The organism is Marinactinospora endophytica, assembly GCF_054780875.1.
In genome coordinates, this window is the sequence record NZ_BAAGVM010000020.1 from 35,850 (window position 1) to 58,184 (window position 22,335).

Consider the following 22,335-nt stretch of genomic DNA (forward strand, 5'->3'; position numbering starts at 1 on the left):
GGCTCACTCCCCTCCGCCGCGCAGCACGGAGTTGCCGGCGAAGGTCGCCCCGGTGTCGGGGGCGACGTCGTCGAGCAGGAGCCGGCCGCTCTGCCCGAAGAACTCCACCGGGTTGCGCCACAGCACCCGGTCGACGTCGTCGGAGTCGAATCCGTGGTCGAGCATCGCCCGGCCGGTCCGGGCGGTCTTCAGCGGGTCGCTGCGCCCCCAGTCGGCGGCGGAGTTGACGAGGATCCGGTCCAGCCCGTGTTCGGCGAGGATGCGGACCATGCGGTACTCGTCCATCTTGGTGTCCGGGTAGATCGAGAACCCCATCCAGCAGCCGCTGGCGGCGACGATGTCCACGGTCGTCTCGTTGAGGTGGTCGACGAGGACGCGTTCCGGCGCGATACCGGAGGCGGCGACCAGGTCGAGGGTCCGCCGGGTCCCCGCGGCCTTGTCCCGGTGCGGGGTGTGCACCAGGACCGGCAGGTCGGCCGCCACGGCCATGTCCAGCTGTCGCGCGAACGCCTCCTCCTCGGCGGCGGTCATCGAGTCGAAGCCGATCTCGCCCACGGCGACCACCCCGTCCTTGGCCAGGTAGCGCGGCAGGACGTCGAGCACGTCGGCGCAGCGCGGGTCGTTGGCCTCCTTGGGGTTGAGGGCGAGCGCGCAGTGGTGGCGGATGCCGAACCGGGCCGCCCTGAACCGCTCCCACCCGACCAGGCCGTCGAAGTAATCCAGGAAGGAGCCCGGGTTCGTGCGGGGCTGGCCCAGCCAGAAGGCCGGTTCGACGACGGCGCGCACCCCCGCCGAGTACATCGCCTCGTAGTCGTCGGTGGTCCGTGAGGTCATGTGGATGTGCGGGTCGAAAATGCGCATGCCGTCTCCTCCCAAGGCACGTCAGACGTCTCGCCGCTGGGCGAGGGCGAGCTCCGCCGCCGTGCGGCGGTCGGCGTGTGGCGAGCGCAGTTCGGCGCGCAGTGCGCGCACCGTCGGCGGGTGGTCCCCCAGCACGCGCCAGGCGTCGGCGGGGACGCCGCGTCCCGCGGCGACCCGTTCGACGACGAACCCCCCGACCATGCGGGCGAGTTCGGGGTCCGCCCGCTCCGCCAACCGGTGCACCGCGGCGAGGGGGACCTCCAGGAAGAGGCACTTGAGCACGCCGTGCCGCCAGCCGGCCTGGTCGAGATGGCGGTGGCCACCGGGGCCCAGCGCGGCGGCCACCAACCGCGGGTCGTTGCTGCGCAGGGCGTCGCCGAGCAGGTCGTGGGCGGTCTCGCCGATGTCGAGGCGGTCCAGCGCGCGCAGGACGGCGCGCTTCTCATCGGAGTCGCCGAACCGGTAGAGGGCGGTGACCTCCTGCGCGAGGCGGCCGGGGACGTCGGCGAGCGCGTCGCGCAGCGCCTCCAGCAGGACCAGGCGGACGAGATCCTCCAGGGTCGGTCCGAGCAGACCCGAGGGGTCGCCGGGCCGGACGGGGCCTCGGGCGACCAGCCGCGCCGCGGCGGGAAAGCGCGTCGCGACGGCCGAGGGGGTGGCCGAGATCTCGGCGGTCAGCTCGTCCAGCCTCCGCCGCGCGGGCGGGGCCAGAAGGTCCCGCAGGCGCGGTCCATGTCCGGCCTCCGCGCTCATCGCGCCCCTCCCACCCGCTGGTGACGTCGTTCGAGGGCCTCGGCCAGCGCCGCGCGCAGCGCCGTCATCGAGCGCGCCGCCACCGTCGGGGCGGCGTGACCGTGCCGGGGCAGTTCCATCGAGGCCAGCCCGGTGTAGCCGACGTCGACCAGGGCGCCGAGCGCGCCCACCAGGTCGAGCTGGCCCGTGCCGAGCTCCAGGTGCTCATGGACGCCCGGGCGCATGTCGTCCACCTGGACGTTGGCGAGGAGCGGGCCGGCCCTGTGGACGGTCCGCGTGACGTCGAGCGGTTCGTTACACACGCAGTGCCCCAGGTCGAGGGTGACCCCGAACGGCTCGGGGGCACCGAGACGGGACCGTAGTTCCACGGCGCGTTCCAGGGTGTCGACGAACATCCCGGGTTCGGGTTCGAAGGCGAGCCGCACCCCACGCCGCGCCGCCTCGTCCAGGACGGGGCCGAGTCCCTCCTGGAGCCGCCGCCACCCGGTGGGCTCGGGTGTTCCGGCGGGGAGGATGCCAGACCACAGCGACACGGCTTCGGCGCCCAGCTCCGCGGCGATGCGCACCGCCCGCAGCAGCAACTCCACCCGCCGTTCCCGGCCGGTGGCGGAGACCAGGGTGGGCTCGTGCTTGCGCCAGGGGTCCATCAGGTAGCGGGCCCCGGTCTCGACCACGACGGCCAGGCCCAGGCCCGACAGACGGCGGCCCAGTTCACGGGTGCGCGCGGCGAGATGGTCGTCGAAGGGGTCCAGGTGGGGGTGGTCCAGGGTCAGCGCCACACCGTCGTATCCCAGGTCGGCGATGACCGCGAGGGCGTCGTCGAGACGGTGGTCGCCGAAACCGTTGGTCCCGTATCCGAAGCGCAGGCTCACGTCGGCGACACCGCCCGGAACCCGCGTCGCGCGGCCGGGACCGCCGCGACCAGGGCGACCGCGGCGACCGGGTGCCCCGCCCGCGCCAGCAGCGACGCCTGCAAGGGAATCATCCCGCGGATGCCGGCGCCGGTCGCGGCGCGGACGGTGTCGGCGTCGGGCGTGCGCGCGGCGGCGGCCTGCGCGCGTCCGGTGGACGCGGCGAACAGGGCGGCGAGAGCGGGCGCCAGGACCGGGCGAGGGGAGGCCCTGCGGGGGAGCCCGCCGAGAACGGCCGCGGTGAGCGTGGTCGCGACAGCGGCGCGCGCGGTGGCGGGGGAGGCGCCGTGCACCTCGCCACGGCTCAACGCGGTCAGTCCTGCGGTGTGCGTGGCGACGGCGAGGGCGGGAAGAACAGCGGCCCTCCGCCCGCCCGCGCCCATGAGCACGTCGAGCCCACGGGCCGCCGCCATGAGGGCCGGACCGAGGGGGCCGCGCCGTCCCACCAGGTCGTAGCACCAGATGACCCCTGTCAGGGGGAGGGCGACCCGCAGCGCCGGCCGTCCACCGCCCCAGGCGGCGACGGTGACGCCGCTCGCGGTCAGCGCCGCGGCCAGCGCGAGCGCTTCGCGGGGGCGTACCCGCCCCGAGGGGATCGGCCGCTCGGGACGCTCCACCGCGTCGACGTGCCGGTCGGCGTAGTCGTTGAGCGCCATGCCCGCCCAGTAGAGCAGGGTCGAGGCGATCGGCAGGGCCCAGGTACGGCGTCCGTCCGGCCAGCCGGCCGCCGCCGCTCCGGCGAGCGTGTCACCGGGCACGGTCAGCGCCGCCGGAAGACGTACCAGTTCGGCCAGGTCGCCCGGTTTCACGCCCGGCCCTCCGCTCCGTGCCGGCCGCGCCAGGCGACGAGCGCGTCCCATTGGGCGGCCAGGCGGTGTTCGTCGCTGCCTGCCGGGTCCTTGAAGAAGAAGCCGAGCGCGCCCACGGGACCGTTCTCTCCGGCCCGGTGCGCCCTGCTCATGAGGCGAACGAGGTCGAGGACGAGGGGAGCGGCCAGCGCGGAGTCGCAACCGGACCAGGTGAACTGGAGGTTCATCCGCACTCCGAGGAAGCCCTCGAAGGAGATGTGGTCCCAGGCGGTCTTCCAGTCGCCGAGGTGGGGCACGTGGTCGATGTGCAGGGGGCCTTCGACGGGGTGGCCGAGGATCGCCTCCAGCCCGCGGGCCTTGGAGGCGATCTTGCTGGCGGCGTTGTCGGGATCGGCCAGGGTGGCGCCGTCACCCCCGCCGAGGAGGTTGACGGAGGACCAGGAGCGGACGCGCAGCGCGCGCGTGGCGAACATCGGCGCGAGCGCCGCCTTGACCAGGGTCTCCCCCGTCTTGGCGTCGGACCCGGCCCAGGGGATCCCCATCTGTCGGGCCATCGTCGTCAGCGCGGGCAGGCGTATCGACGGGCTGGGGGTGAAGGCGACGAAGGAACAGCCGGCCCGCAGGGCGGCGTAGGCGTACAGCGAGCTGGTCGGCGGCGCCGCGGCGCCGCCGTCGAGCGCGCGTTCCCAGGCCGCGGGCGTGGCGAACACGTCGTCCACGGGCGCGGGCGGTTCGGTGGCCGACAGGTCGACGACGACGACGCGGTCGAGCCGGTGCTCGGCCTGGAAGGCGCGCAGGTCGGCCTCGACACGGTCGGCGGCCTCGCGCCGGGACGCCGCCCCGACGTGGCGGATCCCGGGACGCAGGCGGGTCTCGACGTCGGCCAGCGGGCCGGCCAGCACACGGGGCAGGTGGGCGGGGAGGACGCCCGCTGTGGAGAGCTCCTCCGCGCGTTTGACCAGCGGGACCGCGGTGATGTCGTGTCCTCCGATGACGATGTCGCCGGGGAGGGGCAGGTCGGGACCTGCGACACCGGGAAGCTCGGTGACGCAGCCGGTGACGTCGGCGAGTCCGGCTCCGAGGGCCGAGATCCCCACGGCCGCGGTGGTCGCGACGGAACCTCGGGCTCCGATGAACCAGGCGCCGATCCGTTCGCGTGCGGGGAGCCCGTCCCCGTTGTCGCGGGAGTGGGGGCCGGGGGACGGGGGGTGCGGGGGAAGGGGGGCCGACATGCGTCCTCCTCGCGATGCGCAGGCGGGGAGCCTGTGTTTCCGGTCACATCAGGTTCCGGACATTTCGAAAACGTAAACCGCGTGGCTACGAACGGTCAAGAGTCGCGAAGGGGGTTCTTTCGGATCTTCGTCAAGTCACTGGCCAAAGTCGCGACCGATGGTCGCCGTGGAGGAGGTGAGGGGGAGGGTGGGGGACGGAGAGGCGGCCTCTGATCGGGGATTTCGCCTCCGTGCTGCCGGCGAGTGGGGGGAGGTGGCGTCGACGGTCGAGGGGGAGGGGTGTGCGTCTTTGTCAGACGATTGGACAAAGTTTGACTTTTTTCGCTGAAAGCCGTTCCCCTCACCGGATTATGTGTGTAACTTCACGCCTGGAATGACGCTAGGGGTAAACAGCGTGTGCTAGAGCGTCGACGCCCCGCGGGGACGCGGCCCGAGTCCCCGCCCGCACCAACCACAGGCCCACCGCAGACGCAGCGAAGCCGTCCCCCCGACAACGGATCGCGCAAAGGAGAAGGTATGGCCGGAATCGACAGGAGCGAGTTCAAAAGACGCGGTTTCCTCCGCGCCCTGGCGGCGAGCACCGTGGCGGTGAGCGCCGGCGCGCTCTCCACGGCGACCGCGGCCCCCGCCCACGCCGCCAACGGCCGGCTCATTCCGCCGGGCAAGATCGGCATCCAGCTCTACAGCATCCGGGACAAGGTCGAACGCCTGGGCTTCCGCGTGGTCTTCGAGGAGCTGGCACGCATCGGATACAAGGAGGTCGAGTTCGCCGGATACAGCCAACCCGGAGTCGGCCCGATCACCGTTCCCGAGATCCGCCGGCTCCTCGACGACAATGGCCTCAAAGCGGTCGGCACCCACGTGGGGCTCTCGGCGTGGCGCAACGGACTGGAACGCGAGCTCGACAACGCCGAGATCCTCGGCCTCAAGTACGCGGGCACCGCCAACGCCCCCACCTCGGTCAACACGGTGGCCGGCTACCAGGCCGCGGCCGAGGAGTTCAACAGGTTCGGCGAGGCCGCGGCGGCCCGGGGCATCAAGTTCTACCAGCACAACCACGCCGGGGAGTTCGCGTTCGCCCAGGACCGCCCCGACGTGCGGCTCTACGACGTCTTCCTCGACAACACCGATCCCGACCTGGTGTTCCTGGAGCTGGACATCTACTGGGCCTTCGCCGGCCAGCACCGCTACCCCGGCTTCGACCCCGTCGACTACGTCAACGCCCACCCCCGCCGCTACCCCCTCTTCCACGTCAAGGACGGCAAGAGCAACCCCGCCAACGACAACGGCTACGACATCATCGAGTTCGGCGCCGGAGACCTCCCCTACCGTCGCTTCTTCAGCTCGCTGCGCAGCCGCGGCGCCCACCACGGAATCTGGGAGCAGGACAACGCGGCGAGCACCGCCGCGCCCCCGCACCCCGTCGACTCGTTCGGCAACGCCGAACGCAGCTACGACGCCATGTACCGCCTGCGCGGCTGATCGGCGATCCCCCTAGGCGCCGCCCGCCGGCGCCCCGCCCACGATCCCCCTCCGTGCGACCCCGCCCGTAGGCGCGGGGGCCGTCCCCGTCCCGGCGCGCCCGTCCGCGCCTCGCGCGAGGACGCCCAGGCCACGCCGGCCCCGGGGCCGCACAACGGCGGAATCGCGCTGTGCCCACCGAAAGCCAGGAACCGTCGTCCCGGCAAGGAGTCCCTGTGAACCCCGCCCCACGACGCCTGCTCGCCCTCGTAGCGGGCACCGTCCTGTTGAGTGCGACCGCGGTCGCACTCCCGGCCACCGCCTACGCCCATCCCGACCATCCCGTCTCCGACGAGCAGGCCACGGACTGGAACAACTACGAGCGGATCACGCTGACCAAGAGCGTCGGCGAGCCCATCGACATGGCGATCCTGCCGGACGGGCGCGTCCTGCACACCGCGCGCAACGGCGACGTGCGGATGACCGACCCCGACAGCGGTGTCACCGAGGTCATCAACAACATCCCCGTCTACGCCAACTCCGAGGACGGCCTCCAGACGATCCACCTCGACCCCGCCTTCGAGGAGAACAACTGGGTCTACGTCTTCTACGCCCCGCCTCTGGACACGCCGAGCGGGTCGGCGCCCCAGACCCTGCCGGCCGGGGCGGACGAGTCCTATTGGGACACCTGGAAGGGCTACAACCAGCTCTCCAGGTTCAAGTGGGACGAAGAGGCCGACGCCCTGGACCTGTCCAGCGAACAGGTCATCATCAAGGTCGACACCGAGCGGGGCCAGTGCTGCCACGTCGGCGGCGACATCGCCTTCGACTCCGCCGGCCACCTCTACCTCGCCACCGGTGACAACACGCCGGCCTCGGCGCCCGGGGCCAACGGCTACGCGCCCAACAACGACGCGCCCGGATACAACCCCGGCTATGACGCGCGCCGTTCGGCCGGCAACACCAACGACCTGCGGGGCAAGATCCTGCGCATCACGGTCCAGGAGGACGGCTCCTACACCGTCCCCGAGGGCAACCTCTTCGAACCGGGGACCGAGGGGACGCGGCCCGAGATCTACGTCATGGGCGTGCGCAACCCCTTCCGGATGGAGATCGATCCCAAGACCGACGCCCTGACGTGGGGCGACTACGGGCCCGACGCGGGCACGGCCAACCCCCAGCGCGGTCCCATGGGCTACGTCGAATGGCAGTCCACGAGCCGGCCCCTCAACGCGGGATGGCCCTACTGCCACGGCCCCAACGCCGCCTACAACGAATGGGACTTCGCCTCCTCCACCCCCGGCGAGTTCTTCGACTGCGCGGCACCGGTCAACAACTCGCGCTGGAACACCGGCCTCACCGAGATCCCGGTCCCGGCCACCGAACCGCAGCTGTGGTACGGCGACTCCGCGGACGACCAGCCCTGGCCGGAGCTGACCGACTTCGGCGGCGGCGGACAGGGCCCCATGGGCGGACCCTTCTACCACTACGACCCGGACAACACCGCTCCCGGCAAGTTCCCCGAGTACTGGGACGGCAAGGTCTTCTTCGGCGAGTTCTCGCAGAACTACATGGCGGCCTTCACCATCGACGGGCCCGACGGCGAGGTCACCAAGATCGAGAACTTCCTGCCCGAGGAGCACCTGGACTCGATCGCCGCACCGCCGTGGCGCGGGATCATGGACATGGAGTTCGGCTCCGACGGCTCGCTGTACGTCCTGGAGTACGGCACCGGGTTCTTCCAGGAGAACCCCGACGCCGGCCTCTACCGGATCGACTACGCCGAGGGCAACAAGAGCCCCCAGGCCTCCTTCACCGCCACGCCGCGCTCCGGGCAGGCTCCGCTGACCGTGGAGTTCGACGCCTCGGCCTCCAGCGACCCCGAAGGGGGCGAGCTCACCTACGAGTGGGACTTCACCGGCCGGGGGGAGTTCAGCGAGGGCGGCGTCACCGCCTCCCACACCTACACCGAGGAGGGACAGTACTTCCCGCGCCTACGGGTCACCGACACCTCCGGCAAGTACACCCTGATCTCGCTCGCCGTCGTGGTGGGCAACACCGCGCCCGAGGTCGAGCTGACGCTTCCCGCCGACGGCGGCTTCTTCGACTGGGGGGACCCGGTCCCCTACGACTCGGTGATCACCGACGTCGAGGACGGCGACGCCATCGACTGTGACCGCGCCGCCTGGCAGTTCGGCATCGGCCACGACGGCCACGCCCACCCGGGCGGAACCGGGGCCGGCTGCTCGGGGACCATCCCCACCCCCTCGGACTCCGACCACGGCGAGACCGAGAACACCTACGGCATCTTCCTGCTCACCTACACCGACGCCGGTGACGGCGACGTCCCCCCGGCCACCGGTGACGCCTCGGTCTACCTCACCCCCAAGCTGCGGGAGGCCGAGTGGGCGGGGGAGATCAACGGCGGCCAGATCGTCGACGACTCCACCGCCAGCGGACAGCGCAAGGTGACCGCCCTGGAGGCCGGGGACTGGATCTCCTTCGACCGGTTCAACTTCACCGGGATCAGCGGTGTCACCCTGCGCGCCGCGGCTCCCGCGGGCGCAACGGTGACGCTGCGCTGGAACGCTCCGGACGGCCCGGTCATCGGTGAGATCCCCCTCGAAGCCGCCGACGGCTACGTGAGCGCCTCCACCTTCCTGGAGGACACCGGAGGCGAGACCGGCTCCCTCTACGTCACCACGACCGGTGGTGTCGAGCTGGACTCGCTGCTCTTCCGCGGCAACGGCGTGGCCGAGCCCGTCGGCGCCGATGAGGGGCTCGACGCGCTCGCCGAGACGGTCGCCGCCACCGAGCTCGACGGCAGGGTGGAGAAGCTGCTGTCCAACAAGGTCTCCGTGGCCACGCGCCATCACGGCAACGGCAAGGGCGACCTCGCGATCACCGAGTTGGAGGAGTTCCAGGACCTGGCCCGGGACACGGCCAACGTGCCCGACTCCGGCACCGCCGAGAACCTGTTCTGGGCGGCTCAGGAAGTCATCGAGAGCATCGACGAATGAGACCGCGCCCGGCCGCCGTGGACGCGGCGGCCGGGCCTCATCCCCCATACCTCCCGGAAAGGGATTCGCAATGAGACTCCGAACCACCACCGCAGCCTCCCTCGTCGCCCTCAGCGCCGTGGGCGGCGTCATCGCCCTCGCCTCTCCGGCGGCCGCCGACCTGGTCACCTCCTGTAACGGCGTGGGCGGCGCCGTCACCGTCCCCGGCGACCTCGTCGTCCCGGCCGGCAAGTCGTGCACGCTGACCGGAACCACGGTCGAGGGCGCCGTCACCGTCCGCGCCGGGGCCGACCTCATCGCCACCGACGCGGTCTTCAAGGGCAAGGTCACCGTCCAGGAGAACGGCTACCTCGACGTCACCGACACCGAGATCGGCGGTACGGTGACCGCGCGCAGCGCCTTCGGCGCCTACCTGGACGGCGGGCAGGTCTCCGGCGACCTCCGCGCCACTGCCATCAGCGGCTCGGAGGTGGAGGGCTTCCTCTTCGCCGTCGGCTCCGAGGTCGACGGCGCGCTCAACGCCCGCACCGGCGACCTGTTCGTCGAGTCGGCGACGATCGGGGGATCGGCCACCGGCGACGGGACCGGATACGCCGACCTCCACGACACCGTGGTCGAGGGCAACCTGAGGATCGCCGGGAACGAGCACGGCTCGGTCTTCTGCGGCGGCGAGGTCTACGGCAACGCCACCTACCTCGCCAACTCCGGCATCGTCCAGATCGGTTCGGACGGTCCCGGCTCCTCCTGCGCGGCCACCAGCTACTGGGACCGCAACGTCACGGTGAAGGACAACACCGCGACCGTCCACATCGACCACAACATCATCCGCGGCGATCTGGTCGCCACAGGAAACGACCCTGTTGCGCTGACCGGCGCCCACAACCGGGTGCGCGGCGACGTCGAGGGCGAGTTCGGCGAGATCGTCGCGACCCGTTCCCGCGTCGCGGCCGCGCAGGACCGCGCCGCGGAGCTGGAGGCGAAGGCCGAGGACCGCAGGGAGGCGGCCCGGACCGAGGCCCAGCAGGCCGGCGAGGCGTTCTGACACCGCCTTCGCCACGGCGCGCCGGTCGGGGGGCGGGTCCGTCCAGAGGGCCCGCCCCCGCCCCGCGAGCGTCCCGGCGACCAGGTGGGAACGGCGTATGAGCGACGTGGAGGGACCGTCCCGGCCCGGCGTGGCCGAGGTCGCGGTGTGGCAGGATGCTCACGTGGCAGCAGCGCTCGCGAGTCGGGTCGAGACCCGGACCCAGGCCAGGATCCTGCGGCTGCTCCGCGACGAGGGGCCGCTGTCGCGAGCCGAACTGGCCGATCGGCTCCGGGTCTCGCGGACCACCGTCGCCGCCGAAGTCGGACGCCTGGTCGAACTCGAACTCACCGAGGACGCCGGTCCCGCGACCTCCCGGGGCGGGCGGCGTTCCACCATCCTCGACTTCCGGACCGATCTCAGGTTCGCCGGCGTCGACATCGGGGCCACCTCGCTCGACGTCGCCATCACCGACGGCCGGCTGCGGGTCCTGGCCAAGGCCGCAGAGGAGATCGACGTCCGGGACGGCCCCGAGACGGTGCTGCCCGCCGTGCTGCGCCTGCTGCGGGACCTGCTGGAGGCCCAGCCGGGGCCCTGGCGGCTGGCCGGCGCGGGCATCGGTGTGCCGGGCCCGGTGGACTTCAACCGGGGGGTGCCGGTCTCACCGCCGATCATGCCCGGCTGGGACGGCTACCCCGTCCGCGACACCATGGCGCGCGAGCTGGGCTGTCCGGTCCTGCTCGACAACGACGTCAACGTGATGGCCCTGGGCGAGCAGCACTCGGGGGTGGCCCGCGCCGCGCAGGACTTCCTGTTCGTCAAGATCGGCACCGGGATCGGCTGCGGGATCATGGTGGGCGGGCAGATGTACCGCGGGGTCAACGGCTGCGCGGGCGACATCGGGCACATCACCGTCGAGGAGACCGGTCCGGTGTGCGCCTGTGGCGAGAAGGGATGCCTGGAGGCGGTGTTCGGCGGCGCGGCGCTGGCCCGCGACGCCCTGGCCGCCGCGAAGGCGGGCCGCTCGCCGGTGTTGTCGGAGATCCTGGAGCGCAAGGGCGCCCTCACCGCCGCCGACGTCGGCGCCGCCGCCACGCGCGGCGACCCCTGCGCGGTGCGGATGGTGCGCGAGGGCGGGGCCCGGGTCGGGCTGACCCTGGCCGGGCTCGTCTCCTTCATCAACCCCGGCCTCATCGTCATCGGGGGCAGGGTCGCCAACCTCGGCCATCTCCTCCTGTCGGAGATCCGCGGCGTGGTCTACCGGCGCTCCCTGCCGTTGGCCACGGGGAACATGCCGATCGTGTTGAGCGAGTTGGGGGACGACGCCGGCGTGGTCGGCGCCGCCCGCATGGTCAGCGACGCGCTCTACGCGCTGGAGTGACGGCCCCGCCGCCGGGGCGAAGGCACGTCAGGAGCACGTCAAGAGGAGGTCTCGCCGCGGCGCCCGGAGTTCTTCCAGCGGTCGGCGACGGTGTCGAACAGACGGCCCCCGGCGCTGGCGGCGCTGCCGGCCACGTCGCGCAACGCCCCCACGAGCGGGTCCGCGCTGCGTTCCCAGGACTCCCGGTAGGATCCCGCCGCGTTGCGGACCTCCTCGCCGACGGAGGCGCTGGAGTCGTCGGCGCGGCGCGGGTAGTCACCGTTGAGGATGCGCTGGTAGGAGCCGTCCTTGAGCCAGCGGTCGAGCTCGGAGAAGCGGACCACCGCGAACGGGTGGGTCTGGCCGGTGAGGTTGAGCAGTTTGAGCAGGCCGTCGCGGGCGTCACCGCCCCGGTCGTACTCCTTGGCCTGTTCGAGGAAGGCGTCGGGGTTCATCTCGACGAGGCGGGAGCCGCCGGCCATCTTCATCAGGGCGCGTTTGGCGGCGTCGGGGTCCTGGGAGGCGAGCACGCCGGCGCGGTCACACGACAGCTCGGACTTGCGGTACCACTCCTCCAACGCCGTCACGATGGCGCGCAGCCCGATGTAGCCGAGCGGGACCCAGGCCACCCGTGTGGCCAGCCGGATCAGCGCGAGCAGCATCGTCCGGTAGACGGCGTGGCCGGAGAGGATGTGTCCCACCTCGTGGCCGACGACGAAGCGCCGCTCCTGGGCGTCGAGCAGGTCGACCAGCCCCGTGGTCACGACGATGAACGGCCGTTGACTGCCGATGGCCATCGCGTTGGGCTGGGGGTCGAGACGGACGTAGAGCTCGGGGACGTCGGGGAGGTCGAGGACGTAGGCGGCGTCCCGGACCTGGTCGTGGAGCTCGGGGAACTGGCGCTCGCCGACCTTCACCGCCCCGGCCAGGAACATCAGGCGCAGGGCGCGCTCGTTGAACAGGCCGGACATGCGCTTGAAGACCTCGTCGAAGCCGCGCAGCGACCGCAGCGCGACGAGGGCGCCTCGATCGGCCGGGTGCTCGTAGGCTCGGGAGGAGATGTCGGCGAGCCGGACGCGGGTACGGTCGGGAACGTTGGCCATACGGGCATGCTATGCCGCGGGGCGCGAGGACGCCATGGGCGCAGGGAACGAGATATGCCGCGTTTCGCGTGGGAAGGGGAGGGCGGTGGAATAGCCGTGGGGCCTCTCGGGTTAACCTCGGCGGTGACCACCGATTTCCGACAGCCGGATTGGAACGGAGCGATCAGGTGTCCGACGAGCCGACCCCCGCGCCCATGACGGCGTCGCCCGGCCGACCCGTCCCGCGTCGCGTGGGCATCATGGGCGGGACCTTCGACCCGATCCACCACGGCCACCTCGTGGCCGGCAGCGAGGTCGCCCACCTGTTCCAGCTCGACGAGGTGGTCTTCGTCCCGACGGGGCAGCCCTGGCAGAAGGACACCAGCAAGGTGACCCCCGCCGAGCACCGCTATCTCATGACGGTGATCGCCACGGCGGAGAACCCGCAGTTCCGGGTGAGCCGAATCGAGATCGACCGGGACGGCCCCACCTACACCATCGATACGCTGCGCGAACTCCGCAGCATCTACGGTCCCGAGGTCGAACTCTTCTTCATCACCGGAGCCGACGCCCTGGGCGCTATCCTGAGCTGGCACAACGTGGATGAACTCTTCGATCTCGCGCATTTCGTAGGCTGTAACCGGCCCGGACATCGGCTCACCGACACCGGGTTGCCCGACGGCAAGGTCAGTCTCGTCGAGATCCCCGCGTTGGCGATCTCCTCGACCGAATGTCGGGAACGCGTCCGCAAGGGCGAACCCATCTGGTACCTGGTGCCGGATGGCATCGTCCGCTACATCAACAAGACCGGGCTCTACCTCGATGACCGGATGGCGGGTGGCGAGCGTTAGCCGCTCCGCGCGACCGTCATCGGGGACGGGCCCACCTGGAGGCATCCGCTACACGTGACCGCCACGGACAGGGCCGTCGAGCTCGTTAACATCGCCGCGGAGGCGGCGGCCGACAAACTCGCACAGGAGATCGTCGCCTACGACGTCAGCGACCAGCTCGTCATCACCGACGCCTTCCTCCTGTGCTCCGCCCCGAACGACCGCCAGGTGCGCTCCATCGTCGACGAGGTCGAGGACCGCCTCCGCGCGGCCGGCGTCAAGCCGGTCCGCCGCGAGGGAGAGCGCGACGGGCGCTGGGTGCTGCTGGACTACGTCGACATCGTCGTGCACATCCAGCACGAGGAGGAGCGCGGGTACTACGGTCTGGAACGGCTGTGGAAGGACTGCCCGGAGATCGAGCTGCCCGAAAGCGCGCGCGGGACCGCCCGCGTCGAGGAGGACCACGCCTGATCCCCGGCCGTGAGGTCCTTCCCCGGCCGGCCTCGACCCTTCCCGCCCGGTCGTGCGTTCCCGGGCCCGTCCACCTGGAGTGACAGGAGTGAAAGCGTGACCCGGATGCGCCGCGTACTGTGCTGGAGGCATGGCCAGACCTCCTGGAACGCCGAGAAGCGGTTCCAGGGACAGACCGACATCCCGCTGGACAGCACCGGCCAGGCGCAGGCCGAGCACGCCGCCCGGCTGCTGGCCACGTTGGAGCCGGACGCGATCGTCGCCTCGGACCTGCGCCGGGCCGCCGACACCGCGGCCGCGCTGGCCCGGCGCACGGGGCTAACGGTCGAGCAGGACAAGGCCCTGCGCGAACGGTTCGGCGGCCCCTGGGAGGGGCTGCTCAACACCGAGATCCAGCAACGCTGGCCCGAGGAGTACGTCAGCAGGAGGATCCCCGGCGGCGAGGAGATGACGGTCGTGGGGGAGCGGGTGGCCGAGGCCGTCCAGCGAGGGCTGGACCGGGTTCCGGCCGACGGCCTGCTCGTCGTGGTCAGCCACGGCGCCGCGCTGCGCGCGGGGATCAACCGGTTGCTCGGTCTGCCGGCCGCCCACCAGGAGGTCCTGGGCCCCCTCGGTAACTGCTCCTGGTCGGTGCTGGAGGAGATGCGCTCCGGCGGCTGGCGGCTGCTGGAGCACAACGCGGGGTCGCTGCCGGAGGAGCGGGTGCTCGGCGACGACCGCTGAACACCGCCCGTTTCGACGGATCGCGCGGATTCCGCTATTGTTCTGGGAGTCGGCGGGGAGACCCGGAACCGACTCCCACTCGGGGCTATGGCGCAGTTGGTAGCGCGCCTCCATGGCATGGAGGAGGTCTGGGGTTCGAATCCCCATAGCTCCACGTTGTTCGAGAAGATCGCGATCCGCCCCGTCCGACGACGGGGCGGTTTCGTGTCTGAGCCAGGACCGACCGCCTCGCCGCTGGGAGCGCGGGCGGGGGCAAGGGGAACGTCCTCCTGGGCACCTCCGACGATCTCGGCGAACAGGACGTGTGGCCCAACCTCGGGCGGGGAGGTCGCCGCAGACGCCGCCGATGAGCCGGTCGGGTCCGGTGTGGGCGGTGTCGTGGGCGTTCGGCGTCGAGCCGGTGCGGACGGCGCGCTCGCCGTCGTGGAGGCTTCGGACGGATCGAACAAGTCGGTACGGGACCGAGGTGGCGTGCTTCGCGGCCGTTGTCGGCGGCCCGCTCCCCGGCGCGGGTCCGCGTAGCCGGGAGATCGCCGGCATCGGGGAGCGGGCCGCGCTCGCTGGCTCTCCCACCAGCCGCGTCGCCACCTGTCGGGGCGCTCCACCCGGCCCTCGGCGGTGACGGCCGTCGGCTGTGGGCGTGCTCCCCCGGCGCGGCCGGGTGCCCGAGGCCCAGACGATGAGGGGCGCCAGCGGTGGGACCGTTCGGACCGACGCCCTCAGAGCCGCCGGGGTGGTACGGAGCAGTGTCGGTGATCCGGTACCGTTATACGTGCAGCTCGGGGCTATGGCGCAGTTGGTAGCGCGCCTCCATGGCATGGAGGAGGTCTGGGGTTCGAATCCCCATAGCTCCACATAAGTTGAGAAAATCGAAACCTGCCCCGCCTGAGTGCGGGGCAGGTTCGTTTCTGCGGTCACTGGCTCGGGGACGTCGGTGTTGACGTGGGCGAGGACGCTGGCGGCGGGTTCGGCAGGGACGACGCTGATGTTCTCGTCCTCGTCGATGATGATGCGGTCGAACAGGGGTCGGTTGAGCATGCGGCGTTCAGCGGGTTCGCATCGGTTGTAGAGATCGCCGAGGTCGGTGAGCAGGTCGAGGATCTCGTCGAGGCCGTCTCGGGCGCTGGTATAGGTGGCCGTCATGGTGTCGAGGCGTCTGGTGATCTGGTCGAGGCTGGTGTGGATGCGTTCCTGCTCGCTCTTGAGCAGGTCCAGAGGGATCGCGTCGGCGTAGTGGGCCTGGACGAGCTTGAGTCGTTCTGCTTCGAGCTTGTCCTTCTGGGCTTCGAGGAGCTTGCGTTCGTCGTCGCTGGTGGCTTCGAGCTGGTCGAACACCCGGTGTAGCACGTCCTGTACCCGTTCGGCTTCGTTGTTGGTGAGGCCGTTGGTGTTGTAGGTGGCTTCGATGCGCTGCTCGATCCGCTCTGCGAGGATCGCGGAGCGGGTGCAGGGGGTGCGCTTGCGGCGTCGTCCGGAGCAGGTGAAGTACTCGTACCGGTCTCCGTTCTTGTCGCGGGGCCGTTCGATCATGAGCTTGGCTCCGCATGAGCAGTACAGGGAGCCTTTGAGGTAGTGGTCGTACTTCTGGGGCCGTTCGCCGACGGCGTTCTTCGCGTCGAGCTGGGCCTGGACTCGCAGCCAGGTCTCGGAGTCGACGAGCGGGGTGTGAGCGCCGTCGTAGGTGAGGCCGCGGAAGGTGACTGTGCCTTGGTAGTAGGGGTTGGTCAGCACCTTGTGAAGCGTGGTGGTCGTGATCGGCCGGGCCGGCTGTGCCGGTGTAGGCCGCGTGGTGAGACCTCGCGCGTTGAGTTCCTTGGCCAGGGAGGACAGTGACCAGTCCCCGGTGGCGTAGGCGGTGAACGCGAAACGGATCAGGTCGGCCCGGTCGGGGTCGACGGCGATGTCGCGGATCTCGCGGCCCTTGGCGTCGGTGGTACGCACGTTCAGGTACCCGAGCGGTGCTTTGGTGGGGGTGCCGCCGATGGTGGCCTTCTGGGTCATTCCCTTGATGACCTCTTGGGCGAGTTGAGGGAGTAGAACTCGGCCATCGAGGCGAGGATGCCGTGCATGAGCATGCCCGACGGGGTCTCGTCGATATTCTCGGTCACCGACACGAGGGTGGTGTTCGCGCCACGGAGGGTGGCGTGGATGATCGCGTCGTCGAGGCGATTGCGGGCGATGCGGTCGACCTTGTTGATGATGCAGTAGCGGACAGGGTTCGCGGCGATGAAGTCGAGCATGTCCTGCAAGGCGCGCCGCCTGGCGGACTTGGCGGATTCGCCGGGTTCGATGAACTCTTTGACGATGACCGCGCCGAGCTGTTCGGCCTTGCGCTGCGCGGCCTCCCGTTGAGCGGGGATGGACAGCCCTTCTTCTTGCCCGTAGCGGCTGGCCTGGTCTTTCGTGGAGACCCGCAGGTAGGAGATCGCCGGTACCAATCCCTCAGCGGTTCCACTCTTGGTGGTCTGCTTCGCCTTGTGGTTCGTGCCTGCGGCGAGGGCTCGGAGGGATGCGAGGTCGAGCCCTGCCGGGAGATCGAGCAGTGTCATGGTGACCGCCTTTCCAAAGCCCAACCCCACGGGGCTGGGCGGCTGGGGCGCCGAGTGGCGGTCACGTCAGAATGCGGAAAGAACACCCCACAGGTAGGGGCTTAATAGGTCGGTGCCATCGACGCGAATCGTCGTGGTACTTGGTCGATTCTACCGGGTGCTGGTAAGCAGGCCGCGGAGGTAGTCGCCGGTGCGACCGGTCTGCGTCGGGTCGTCGGCCTGACGCAGAGCGATGCGGATGAGGACCTCAGCGACCTTCTCCGCGTCGATCTCATCGCGGCGCTGGTAGCGGACGCGGACCGACCGGCTCGCGGCCGACCGGTCCGTCTTCCGCTGATACTTCCGCACCACAGTCGCTCACCGGCCCTGACCGTGGTCTCGGAGTTCGCCGCTGGTCTGGTCGAGGTTGGCGTAGAACGCGTCCTCGGCCTCTTGCCGTTCGCGGACCTGGTCCTGGACGAACTGCACGAACTCGGCGTCCCGGTCGGTGATCACGATGTCCTCGACGGCAGGGGCGGGGTCTTCGCCGGGCCAGGAGGTCTGGCGGGTGGGACGGTCACGGTCCAGGCGGGTGCCCGAGGCCGTGACCCAGTCCCGCAGACGCTGGCGGGCGTCGGCGAAGTCGCGGTGCCAGCCCAGGGGTGCGGACCCGTTCTGGTCCGGGTCGTAGGCGCACAGCCAGTGCAGGTGCAGGGCGGAGAGTTCCCAGACCAGTTCAGGGTGGTGGTGCCAGAACGGAGGTATCACCGAGGCGGGCAGGCCGTAGGTGTGCCGGATCCAGTCGACCCATCGGTTCAGCTCCAGCCATTCCTGCTCCAGGTTATGGGCGGACAGCAGGTTCCAGTTCACCGGATGCGGGGGTCCCACCGCCACATCGCTACCGGCGGGCTCGTTGCCGAAGTCGTCATCGAGGTCGAACTCGTCAGGATCTACTCCGGAGGGAGGCTCTGGGGTGTGTTCGTTCATTGTCGCTGCTCCGCTCCGTGGGGTCAGTGTCCGAGGACGGGCGCCTCGGCGGCCGGGCGGGTGCGTTCGGGCGGGTCGAAAGAACGGTCCTGTTCCCAGGCCGGAGTGCCGCGGCTGGCGGCTTCGCGGTCGAGGCCGCGGCGGGGTGTGCGGTCAACGTCGTAGCGGGTGCGGGCGGTGTCGTGGCCGATCTTCTTGGCCACGAACTCGCTGCCCTCGATCTGCTGCCCGTCGCGCTCGTAGGAGTAGTCGTGGGTGTAGCCCTCTGCGACGAACTGATCCCCCTTGGAGAATCGCTCGTAGGCACGTTCGGCGGTTGCTCGGTAGAGGACGAGGTTCCCGAACGAGGGGTCGAGCTTGGTGAACTCGCCGCTGTCCTCGCGGCGGAAGTTCTCCTGCCCGAACCGGGCGTAGAAGCGGGCCTCACCGCGCTCGGTGTAGGTCAGCTGTGGGTCGGTGGCGATGAACCCTGACAGGGATTCCTGGGTGCGGATAGCCATCGGACTGATCCCTTCCTGGTGACACGCAACCCCTCGCGGATTCGGAGGTTGCTCGTACTAGGCAGGTGCACAGCCGCTTCCGGCACCGCGGACTTATTCGTCGCCCGGGCGATGGCGCAGGAGTGTCTCCAGGTCGCGGCGGTCTTTCTTGAGTTGGCCTGCGTCGGGGCGCTTGGGCCAGGGGTGGAGGTCGGTGATGATCGGCGGCGCACTGCGCAGCAGGGTGACGCCGGTGCCGAATGGCAGCGTCCTGATCCGATCCGGGGGCAGGATCGGCACGCGGCGGATGGAGCGCTGGTTCGAACGGATGCCGTGATCGCCGATCGTGGTGGAGTCGGTGTATTCGTCCTTCTCGCCGATGAGGGTGGAGAGGTCTTGGAGGTCGCGGGAGTTCGAGGCGCCGCCGAGGATGAGTTTCACGATGCTGGCGTCCCAGATCGCGCCGGCCTGATGCTCGGACCACTTATCGCGCGCCTGCGCGAGCGACTGCAAGACCGGCAGCGTGGTGATTCCGGTGCCGCCGCCTTCGGCCATCAGCGTTGGCAGCGATGGTAGGGGTGCGAGGTTGCCGATTTCATCGAGCGCGAGCAGCAGCGGAGGGTCCAGGCGTGCCCCGGGAGATCGGGCGGCGATCTTGCGGGCGGTCTCGATGAGGTCTTCGACAAACGCCGCCACCAGCGACGCTGACGCGCCTGCGCCAGCCCCGGTGGCGAGCAGGTAGAGGGTGCCGCGCTGGGTGAGGAACTCTTCGGGGTCGAATCCTTCGCCGGGACTGGGGCTGACGGCGTCGAGTACCCGCGGATCGGCCAAGGCGGACAGCGCCAGGGCGACGCCTTGCCAGATTGAGTCCCGGGTTTTCGGGTCGGCGTCGATCATGGATTCCAGGGAGTCGGCCCATCCGGCGGCAGCGTGCGGGTGCGCGGTTAGGATCGCAACGGCCTCTGCGGCGGCAGACGGGTCGAGCGTCCACCGGAAGAGTTCTGCAGGGGACCTGGCGTCGAGGGCTGCGGCGTGCAGGAGCGCTTGGAGGGCGGTGCGGGTCTTGCCTTCCCAGAATCCTCCGGACTCCACACCACCGGCGCCGAGCCCTGTCGAGGAGGCGAGGCCGGTGGCGCGGATCATCGCGGTCAGCGGGTCCTGACAGCCGCGGATCGGTGACCACCGCATGCCCGCGGGGATGCCCTCGGCGAGGCGCTGTGGATCGAACACGGCGACCGGGCCGATGCGCTGACGTGCCCGCAGGGTCGCGGTGAGGTTGTCCGGTCGGGTGCTGGTGGTGACGACTGCGCCAGGGGCGTTGAGGATCGCGGGGATCACCACGTGCAGGCCCTTCCCGGAGCGTGGTGGTCCGATCAGAAGGATCGAGTCTTCTACCGATGCCCACACGTCCTGGCCCTTTGATGTCCCGAGGCGGTAGCCCACGTCGGCCGGCTTGGGCTTGTCGAGCGCGGGACGCAGGGCCTCGGCGCGATGCAGCAGCGCTTTCGTCGAGGCGGTCTGGGCGACCTCGCGCCGGGTTGCCACACCGGCGAGCCGGCGTGGATCTGTCTCCACTGCCCGGGTGTGGTGGCGCCACCGCGACCACCCCCACACCCCACTGGTTGTTACAGCGGCGAGGATCAGTCCGGTGGTGGCCCAGTAGGTGAGCGGGTGAAGGCCCGGCGCATCGAGCGCCCTGGCCGGATCGGTGGGATCGAGCAGCACTCCGAGTCCCGCAGCCGGACCTGCGGCCGGTTGGGCGGCCCCTGTGAGAAGCGCTGCCAGGGAGCCAGCGGCGCGGAGGACGAGGGCGACACCGAACAGGGCGATCAGGAGGATCAGGGCGGTGTTGGTGAGTTCTTCGCCGACGGCCCTGGACGGTCGGCGCGGCGCGTTCATCGCAGCCCCCGCACGCACAGGGTGCCGGAGACTCGGCCGACGAGCACAACCTCACCCACGCTGTCACTCACCAGTGGCCGGATCGTGGCCTGGTCGAGGAGAGCACGGGCCTCGCCAGCGGTAGTGGCATCGGTGTGGGCAATGATCACCGCGACGGCGACATCCTCACCGGGCACGAATCCTTGTCCGGTGATCTCCACCAGGTCGACGCCTCGGGAGCGCCTTCGACGTCCGCGCCGCGACACCCCGGAATCACTTCGATCCTCGGTGTGGTCCTGCTCGGCAGGGGCGGGGCGTTGGCGTCGAGCGTGGATGAGGTCGGTGAAGACTGTGCCGTCGCTCTCACGGACTTCGATCCGCACCGGCACCTTCCGTTCATGCGTGACCACGTCGAGAACGCGGCCGAAGTCGTTGCGCGTCCACGTCACGCCCTCTGGCGGCGCCAGCCGTTCGTCATCGATCGTGACCTGGAGGGAGCCGGTGTCGGTGACGGTGATGACCACGTGTGGAAGCACCGGCGGCACTACGGTCTCCTCGTCCTCGCGGTGACGGCGGTTCATCGGTTCACCCCCTGAGTGAGCCGCGAGCTGGTATCGAAGAGAGCGAGTTCGGCGGGGCGGAGCTGGTGCTGGCAGACGAAGGAGCGTTCCTTGATCCGCCACAGCCCCTGCCCGACCCCGAGCGTGGGCAGCAGCTTCTGCTCGGTGCCGGTCAGGCCGAGGGCCTTGGCAGTGGGACCGAGCTGATCGGACTCCTGCCGGTAGACGATGCGGGTCTCCGCGTTGGCCAACAGACTGGTGGCCAGGGACCGCATGGCGGAGCCCTGGTCGCCGACGTTGTCGAGGTCGGTGAGCTTGTGGAAGATCAGCATGTTCGCGATCCCGTAGTGGCGGGCGAGCCGCCAGTGCGCATCCATCCGCTTCAGCAGCGCCGGATGGGACATCAGCCGCCATGCCTCGTCGTAGACCACCCACCGCTGCCCGCCGTTCGGGTCCAGCAGCGCTGATTCCATCCACGCCGAGGAGCAGGTCATCAGCACCGAGATCAGGGTGGAGTTCTCGGTGACGCGGGAGAGGTCGAGGCTGATCATTGGCAGGTCGGGATCGAACGCGACCGTTGAAGGACCGTCGAACAGGCCAGCCAGATCCCTGGCGACGAGGCGGCGCAGCGCATGCCCGACCAGACGCCCGTCCTCCGCGATCCGTCTCTCGTCGTCGCGGGTATCGGCGGGGTTGAGGATGTGGTCGACCACCATCGGCAGGATCGGCACGTCGTTCTCCCGCACCACGGCGGTCAGAGCCAGGTCGATGGCGGTGTGCTCCAACGGTGTCAGCGGGCGGGCGAGCACGGTCTCTGCCAGCGCGCCGATGAGGTCGCGGCGTCGGGACGCCACGGTCGTGGCCCACTGCTCATCGGTGAGGCCACCAGGCCGGTGGCCCTCGTCGAGCGGATTGAGCCGGGTGTTCAGGCCGTGGCCGAGCACGATCGCGCGGCCTCCCATAGCTTCGGCGACGGCCGTGTGCTCACCCTTGGGGTCCCCGGGCACGTAGACGCGGCGACCAAAGGGCAGGCTGCGCGTGTAGAGGCTCTTGGCGAGGGAGGACTTGCCTGAGCCGACGATCCCGGCCAGGACGAGGTTCGGTGCGGTGATGACCCCGCGCGCGTACAACACCCAGGGGTCGTAGACGAAGCTCCCGCCGGAGTAGAGGTCCTGACCGACGAACACACCCTCGGATCCGAGGCCGCCCTCGGCGACAAAGGGATATGCTCCGGCCAACGTCGCTGAAGTGTCCTGATGGCGGGGAAGCCGGAACCGGCCTGGTGTCCGCAACACCGCCTGCCCGGGCTCACCCGCGGCGGGCAGATATCGGGTAGCGTGGCGCTCTGCCCGCTCGGCCTCAGCTTTTG

The 22,335-nt window shown here is 70.5% G+C and carries 21 protein-coding genes, 2 tRNA genes and 1 pseudogene; 10 read left to right on the plus strand and 14 right to left on the minus strand.

Features of this window, described 5'->3' with window-relative positions; all coding sequences use genetic code 11:
- Positions 1-3: 3 nt before the first annotated feature.
- From ACYVHU_RS25685 to ACYVHU_RS25705, 5 genes are read right to left on the minus strand one after another with little or no spacing between them, the layout of a single operon-like run.
- The gene (locus ACYVHU_RS25685; RefSeq protein ID WP_078763018.1) at positions 4-861 is read right to left on the minus strand and encodes a TatD family hydrolase; all 858 of its coding nucleotides are present in this window, start codon (positions 859-861) and stop codon (positions 4-6) included.
- 21 nt (positions 862-882) lie between these two features.
- Positions 883-1,614, minus strand: a complete 732-nt coding sequence (locus ACYVHU_RS25690; protein WP_078763017.1) for an EboA domain-containing protein — start codon at positions 1,612-1,614, stop codon at positions 883-885.
- Positions 1,611-2,486, minus strand: coding sequence for a sugar phosphate isomerase/epimerase family protein (locus ACYVHU_RS25695; protein WP_235001090.1), 876 nt, complete (start codon positions 2,484-2,486; stop codon positions 1,611-1,613). Before ACYVHU_RS25695 ends, ACYVHU_RS25690 begins: the two co-directional genes overlap by 4 nt.
- Entirely contained in the window at positions 2,483-3,334 is an 852-nt protein-coding gene (locus ACYVHU_RS25700) for an SCO3242 family prenyltransferase (protein WP_235001089.1), read from the minus strand. The genes ACYVHU_RS25695 and ACYVHU_RS25700 overlap by 4 nt, the downstream gene beginning before the upstream one ends.
- Positions 3,331-4,566, minus strand: coding sequence for an inositol-3-phosphate synthase (locus ACYVHU_RS25705; protein WP_498949719.1), 1,236 nt, complete (start codon positions 4,564-4,566; stop codon positions 3,331-3,333). Before ACYVHU_RS25705 ends, ACYVHU_RS25700 begins: the two co-directional genes overlap by 4 nt.
- 516 nt (positions 4,567-5,082) lie before the next feature.
- Between ACYVHU_RS25705 and ACYVHU_RS25710 the strand changes: the two genes are divergently transcribed.
- The 4 genes from ACYVHU_RS25710 to ACYVHU_RS25725 all read left to right on the plus strand — a co-directional run bounded on the left by ACYVHU_RS25710 (position 5,083) and on the right by ACYVHU_RS25725 (position 11,449).
- Positions 5,083-6,048, plus strand: a complete 966-nt coding sequence (locus ACYVHU_RS25710; RefSeq protein WP_498949720.1) for a sugar phosphate isomerase/epimerase family protein — start codon at positions 5,083-5,085, stop codon at positions 6,046-6,048.
- 215 nt (positions 6,049-6,263) lie between these two features.
- Positions 6,264-9,047 (plus strand): PQQ-dependent sugar dehydrogenase, encoded by a 2,784-nt coding sequence (locus ACYVHU_RS25715; RefSeq protein WP_498949721.1) that lies wholly within the window; start codon positions 6,264-6,266, stop codon positions 9,045-9,047.
- A 70-nt stretch (positions 9,048-9,117) separates the two neighbouring features.
- Complete coding sequence (locus ACYVHU_RS25720) at positions 9,118-10,089, plus strand: hypothetical protein (RefSeq protein WP_078763013.1); 972 nt, start codon at positions 9,118-9,120, stop codon at positions 10,087-10,089.
- A 97-nt stretch (positions 10,090-10,186) separates the two neighbouring features.
- Positions 10,187-11,449 carry an ROK family transcriptional regulator gene (locus ACYVHU_RS25725; RefSeq protein ID WP_078763012.1) on the plus strand — a complete coding sequence of 421 codons (1,263 nt, stop codon included), beginning with the start codon at positions 10,187-10,189 and terminating at the stop codon, positions 11,447-11,449.
- Positions 11,450-11,487: 38 nt separating this feature from the next.
- Here the strand turns inward: ACYVHU_RS25725 and ACYVHU_RS25730 are convergent, their stop codons facing one another.
- Complete coding sequence (locus ACYVHU_RS25730) at positions 11,488-12,531, minus strand: M48 family metallopeptidase (protein ID WP_078763011.1); 1,044 nt, start codon at positions 12,529-12,531, stop codon at positions 11,488-11,490.
- A 194-nt stretch (positions 12,532-12,725) separates the two neighbouring features.
- Between ACYVHU_RS25730 and nadD the strand changes: the two genes are divergently transcribed.
- The 6 genes from nadD to ACYVHU_RS25760 all read left to right on the plus strand — a co-directional run bounded on the left by nadD (position 12,726) and on the right by ACYVHU_RS25760 (position 15,878).
- Positions 12,726-13,361, plus strand: a complete 636-nt coding sequence (nadD, locus tag ACYVHU_RS25735; RefSeq protein WP_078763069.1) for a nicotinate-nucleotide adenylyltransferase — start codon at positions 12,726-12,728, stop codon at positions 13,359-13,361.
- Between the two features lie 54 nt (positions 13,362-13,415).
- Entirely contained in the window at positions 13,416-13,811 is a 396-nt protein-coding gene (gene rsfS / locus ACYVHU_RS25740; protein ID WP_078763010.1) for a ribosome silencing factor, read from the plus strand.
- A gap of 96 nt (positions 13,812-13,907) precedes the next feature.
- A complete protein-coding gene (locus ACYVHU_RS25745; protein WP_498949722.1) occupies positions 13,908-14,534 on the plus strand; it encodes a histidine phosphatase family protein in 627 nt (208 codons plus the stop codon).
- An 81-nt stretch (positions 14,535-14,615) separates the two neighbouring features.
- Positions 14,616-14,688, plus strand: a tRNA-Ala gene (locus tag ACYVHU_RS25750).
- Positions 14,689-15,315: 627 nt separating this feature from the next.
- A tRNA-Ala gene (locus ACYVHU_RS25755) sits at positions 15,316-15,388 on the plus strand.
- Between the two features lie 88 nt (positions 15,389-15,476).
- The gene (locus ACYVHU_RS25760) at positions 15,477-15,878 is read left to right on the plus strand and encodes a hypothetical protein (RefSeq protein WP_498949723.1); all 402 of its coding nucleotides are present in this window, start codon (positions 15,477-15,479) and stop codon (positions 15,876-15,878) included.
- A gap of 60 nt (positions 15,879-15,938) precedes the next feature.
- Here the strand turns inward: ACYVHU_RS25760 and ACYVHU_RS25765 are convergent.
- From ACYVHU_RS25765 to ACYVHU_RS25800, 8 genes and pseudogenes are all read right to left on the minus strand, one after another.
- Positions 15,939-16,535, minus strand: a pseudogene (locus tag ACYVHU_RS25765) (recombinase family protein); the annotation flags it as partial.
- The gene (locus ACYVHU_RS25770) at positions 16,532-17,083 is read right to left on the minus strand and encodes a recombinase family protein (RefSeq protein ID WP_498949724.1); all 552 of its coding nucleotides are present in this window, start codon (positions 17,081-17,083) and stop codon (positions 16,532-16,534) included. The gene ACYVHU_RS25770 and the pseudogene ACYVHU_RS25765, both read right to left, overlap by 4 nt.
- A gap of 150 nt (positions 17,084-17,233) precedes the next feature.
- Positions 17,234-17,431, minus strand: a complete 198-nt coding sequence (locus ACYVHU_RS25775; RefSeq protein ID WP_498949725.1) for a hypothetical protein — start codon at positions 17,429-17,431, stop codon at positions 17,234-17,236.
- Positions 17,432-17,440: 9 nt separating this feature from the next.
- Positions 17,441-18,049 (minus strand): hypothetical protein, encoded by a 609-nt coding sequence (locus tag ACYVHU_RS25780; RefSeq protein ID WP_498949726.1) that lies wholly within the window; start codon positions 18,047-18,049, stop codon positions 17,441-17,443.
- A gap of 23 nt (positions 18,050-18,072) precedes the next feature.
- The gene (locus tag ACYVHU_RS25785) at positions 18,073-18,549 is read right to left on the minus strand and encodes a single-stranded DNA-binding protein (RefSeq protein ID WP_498949728.1); all 477 of its coding nucleotides are present in this window, start codon (positions 18,547-18,549) and stop codon (positions 18,073-18,075) included.
- Between the two features lie 93 nt (positions 18,550-18,642).
- A complete protein-coding gene (locus tag ACYVHU_RS25790) occupies positions 18,643-20,427 on the minus strand; it encodes a type IV secretory system conjugative DNA transfer family protein (RefSeq protein ID WP_498949729.1) in 1,785 nt (594 codons plus the stop codon).
- Positions 20,424-20,987: a hypothetical protein gene (locus ACYVHU_RS25795; protein WP_498949730.1), complete on the minus strand. Its 564-nt coding sequence runs from the start codon at positions 20,985-20,987 to the stop codon at positions 20,424-20,426. The genes ACYVHU_RS25790 and ACYVHU_RS25795 overlap by 4 nt, the downstream gene beginning before the upstream one ends.
- Positions 20,984-22,153 carry a putative type IV secretion/conjugal transfer ATPase gene (locus ACYVHU_RS25800; RefSeq protein WP_498949731.1) on the minus strand — a complete coding sequence of 390 codons (1,170 nt, stop codon included), beginning with the start codon at positions 22,151-22,153 and terminating at the stop codon, positions 20,984-20,986. Before ACYVHU_RS25800 ends, ACYVHU_RS25795 begins: the two co-directional genes overlap by 4 nt.
- Positions 22,154-22,335: the final 182 nt, after the last annotated feature.

Bases quoted from the DNA above. Each gene is read 5' to 3' on its own strand.
- ACYVHU_RS25725 (WP_078763012.1), top strand. From the start codon at position 10,187: ATGAGCGACGTGGAGGGACCGTCCCGGCCCGGCGTGGCCGAGGTCGCG.
- ACYVHU_RS25705 (WP_498949719.1), bottom strand. From the start codon at position 4,566: ATGTCGGCCCCCCTTCCCCCGCACCCCCCGTCCCCCGGCCCCCACTCC.
- ACYVHU_RS25685 (WP_078763018.1), bottom strand. From the start codon at position 861: ATGCGCATTTTCGACCCGCACATCCACATGACCTCACGGACCACCGAC.
- ACYVHU_RS25790 (WP_498949729.1), bottom strand. From the start codon at position 20,427: ATGAACGCGCCGCGCCGACCGTCCAGGGCCGTCGGCGAAGAACTCACC.
- nadD (WP_078763069.1), top strand. From the start codon at position 12,726: ATGACGGCGTCGCCCGGCCGACCCGTCCCGCGTCGCGTGGGCATCATG.
- ACYVHU_RS25730 (WP_078763011.1), bottom strand. From the start codon at position 12,531: ATGGCCAACGTTCCCGACCGTACCCGCGTCCGGCTCGCCGACATCTCC.
- ACYVHU_RS25795 (WP_498949730.1), bottom strand. From the start codon at position 20,987: ATGAACCGCCGTCACCGCGAGGACGAGGAGACCGTAGTGCCGCCGGTG.
- ACYVHU_RS25720 (WP_078763013.1), top strand. From the start codon at position 9,118: ATGAGACTCCGAACCACCACCGCAGCCTCCCTCGTCGCCCTCAGCGCC.
- ACYVHU_RS25780 (WP_498949726.1), bottom strand. From the start codon at position 18,049: ATGAACGAACACACCCCAGAGCCTCCCTCCGGAGTAGATCCTGACGAG.
- ACYVHU_RS25770 (WP_498949724.1), bottom strand. From the start codon at position 17,083: ATGACACTGCTCGATCTCCCGGCAGGGCTCGACCTCGCATCCCTCCGA.
- ACYVHU_RS25785 (WP_498949728.1), bottom strand. From the start codon at position 18,549: ATGGCTATCCGCACCCAGGAATCCCTGTCAGGGTTCATCGCCACCGAC.
- ACYVHU_RS25710 (WP_498949720.1), top strand. From the start codon at position 5,083: ATGGCCGGAATCGACAGGAGCGAGTTCAAAAGACGCGGTTTCCTCCGC.
- ACYVHU_RS25690 (WP_078763017.1), bottom strand. From the start codon at position 1,614: ATGAGCGCGGAGGCCGGACATGGACCGCGCCTGCGGGACCTTCTGGCC.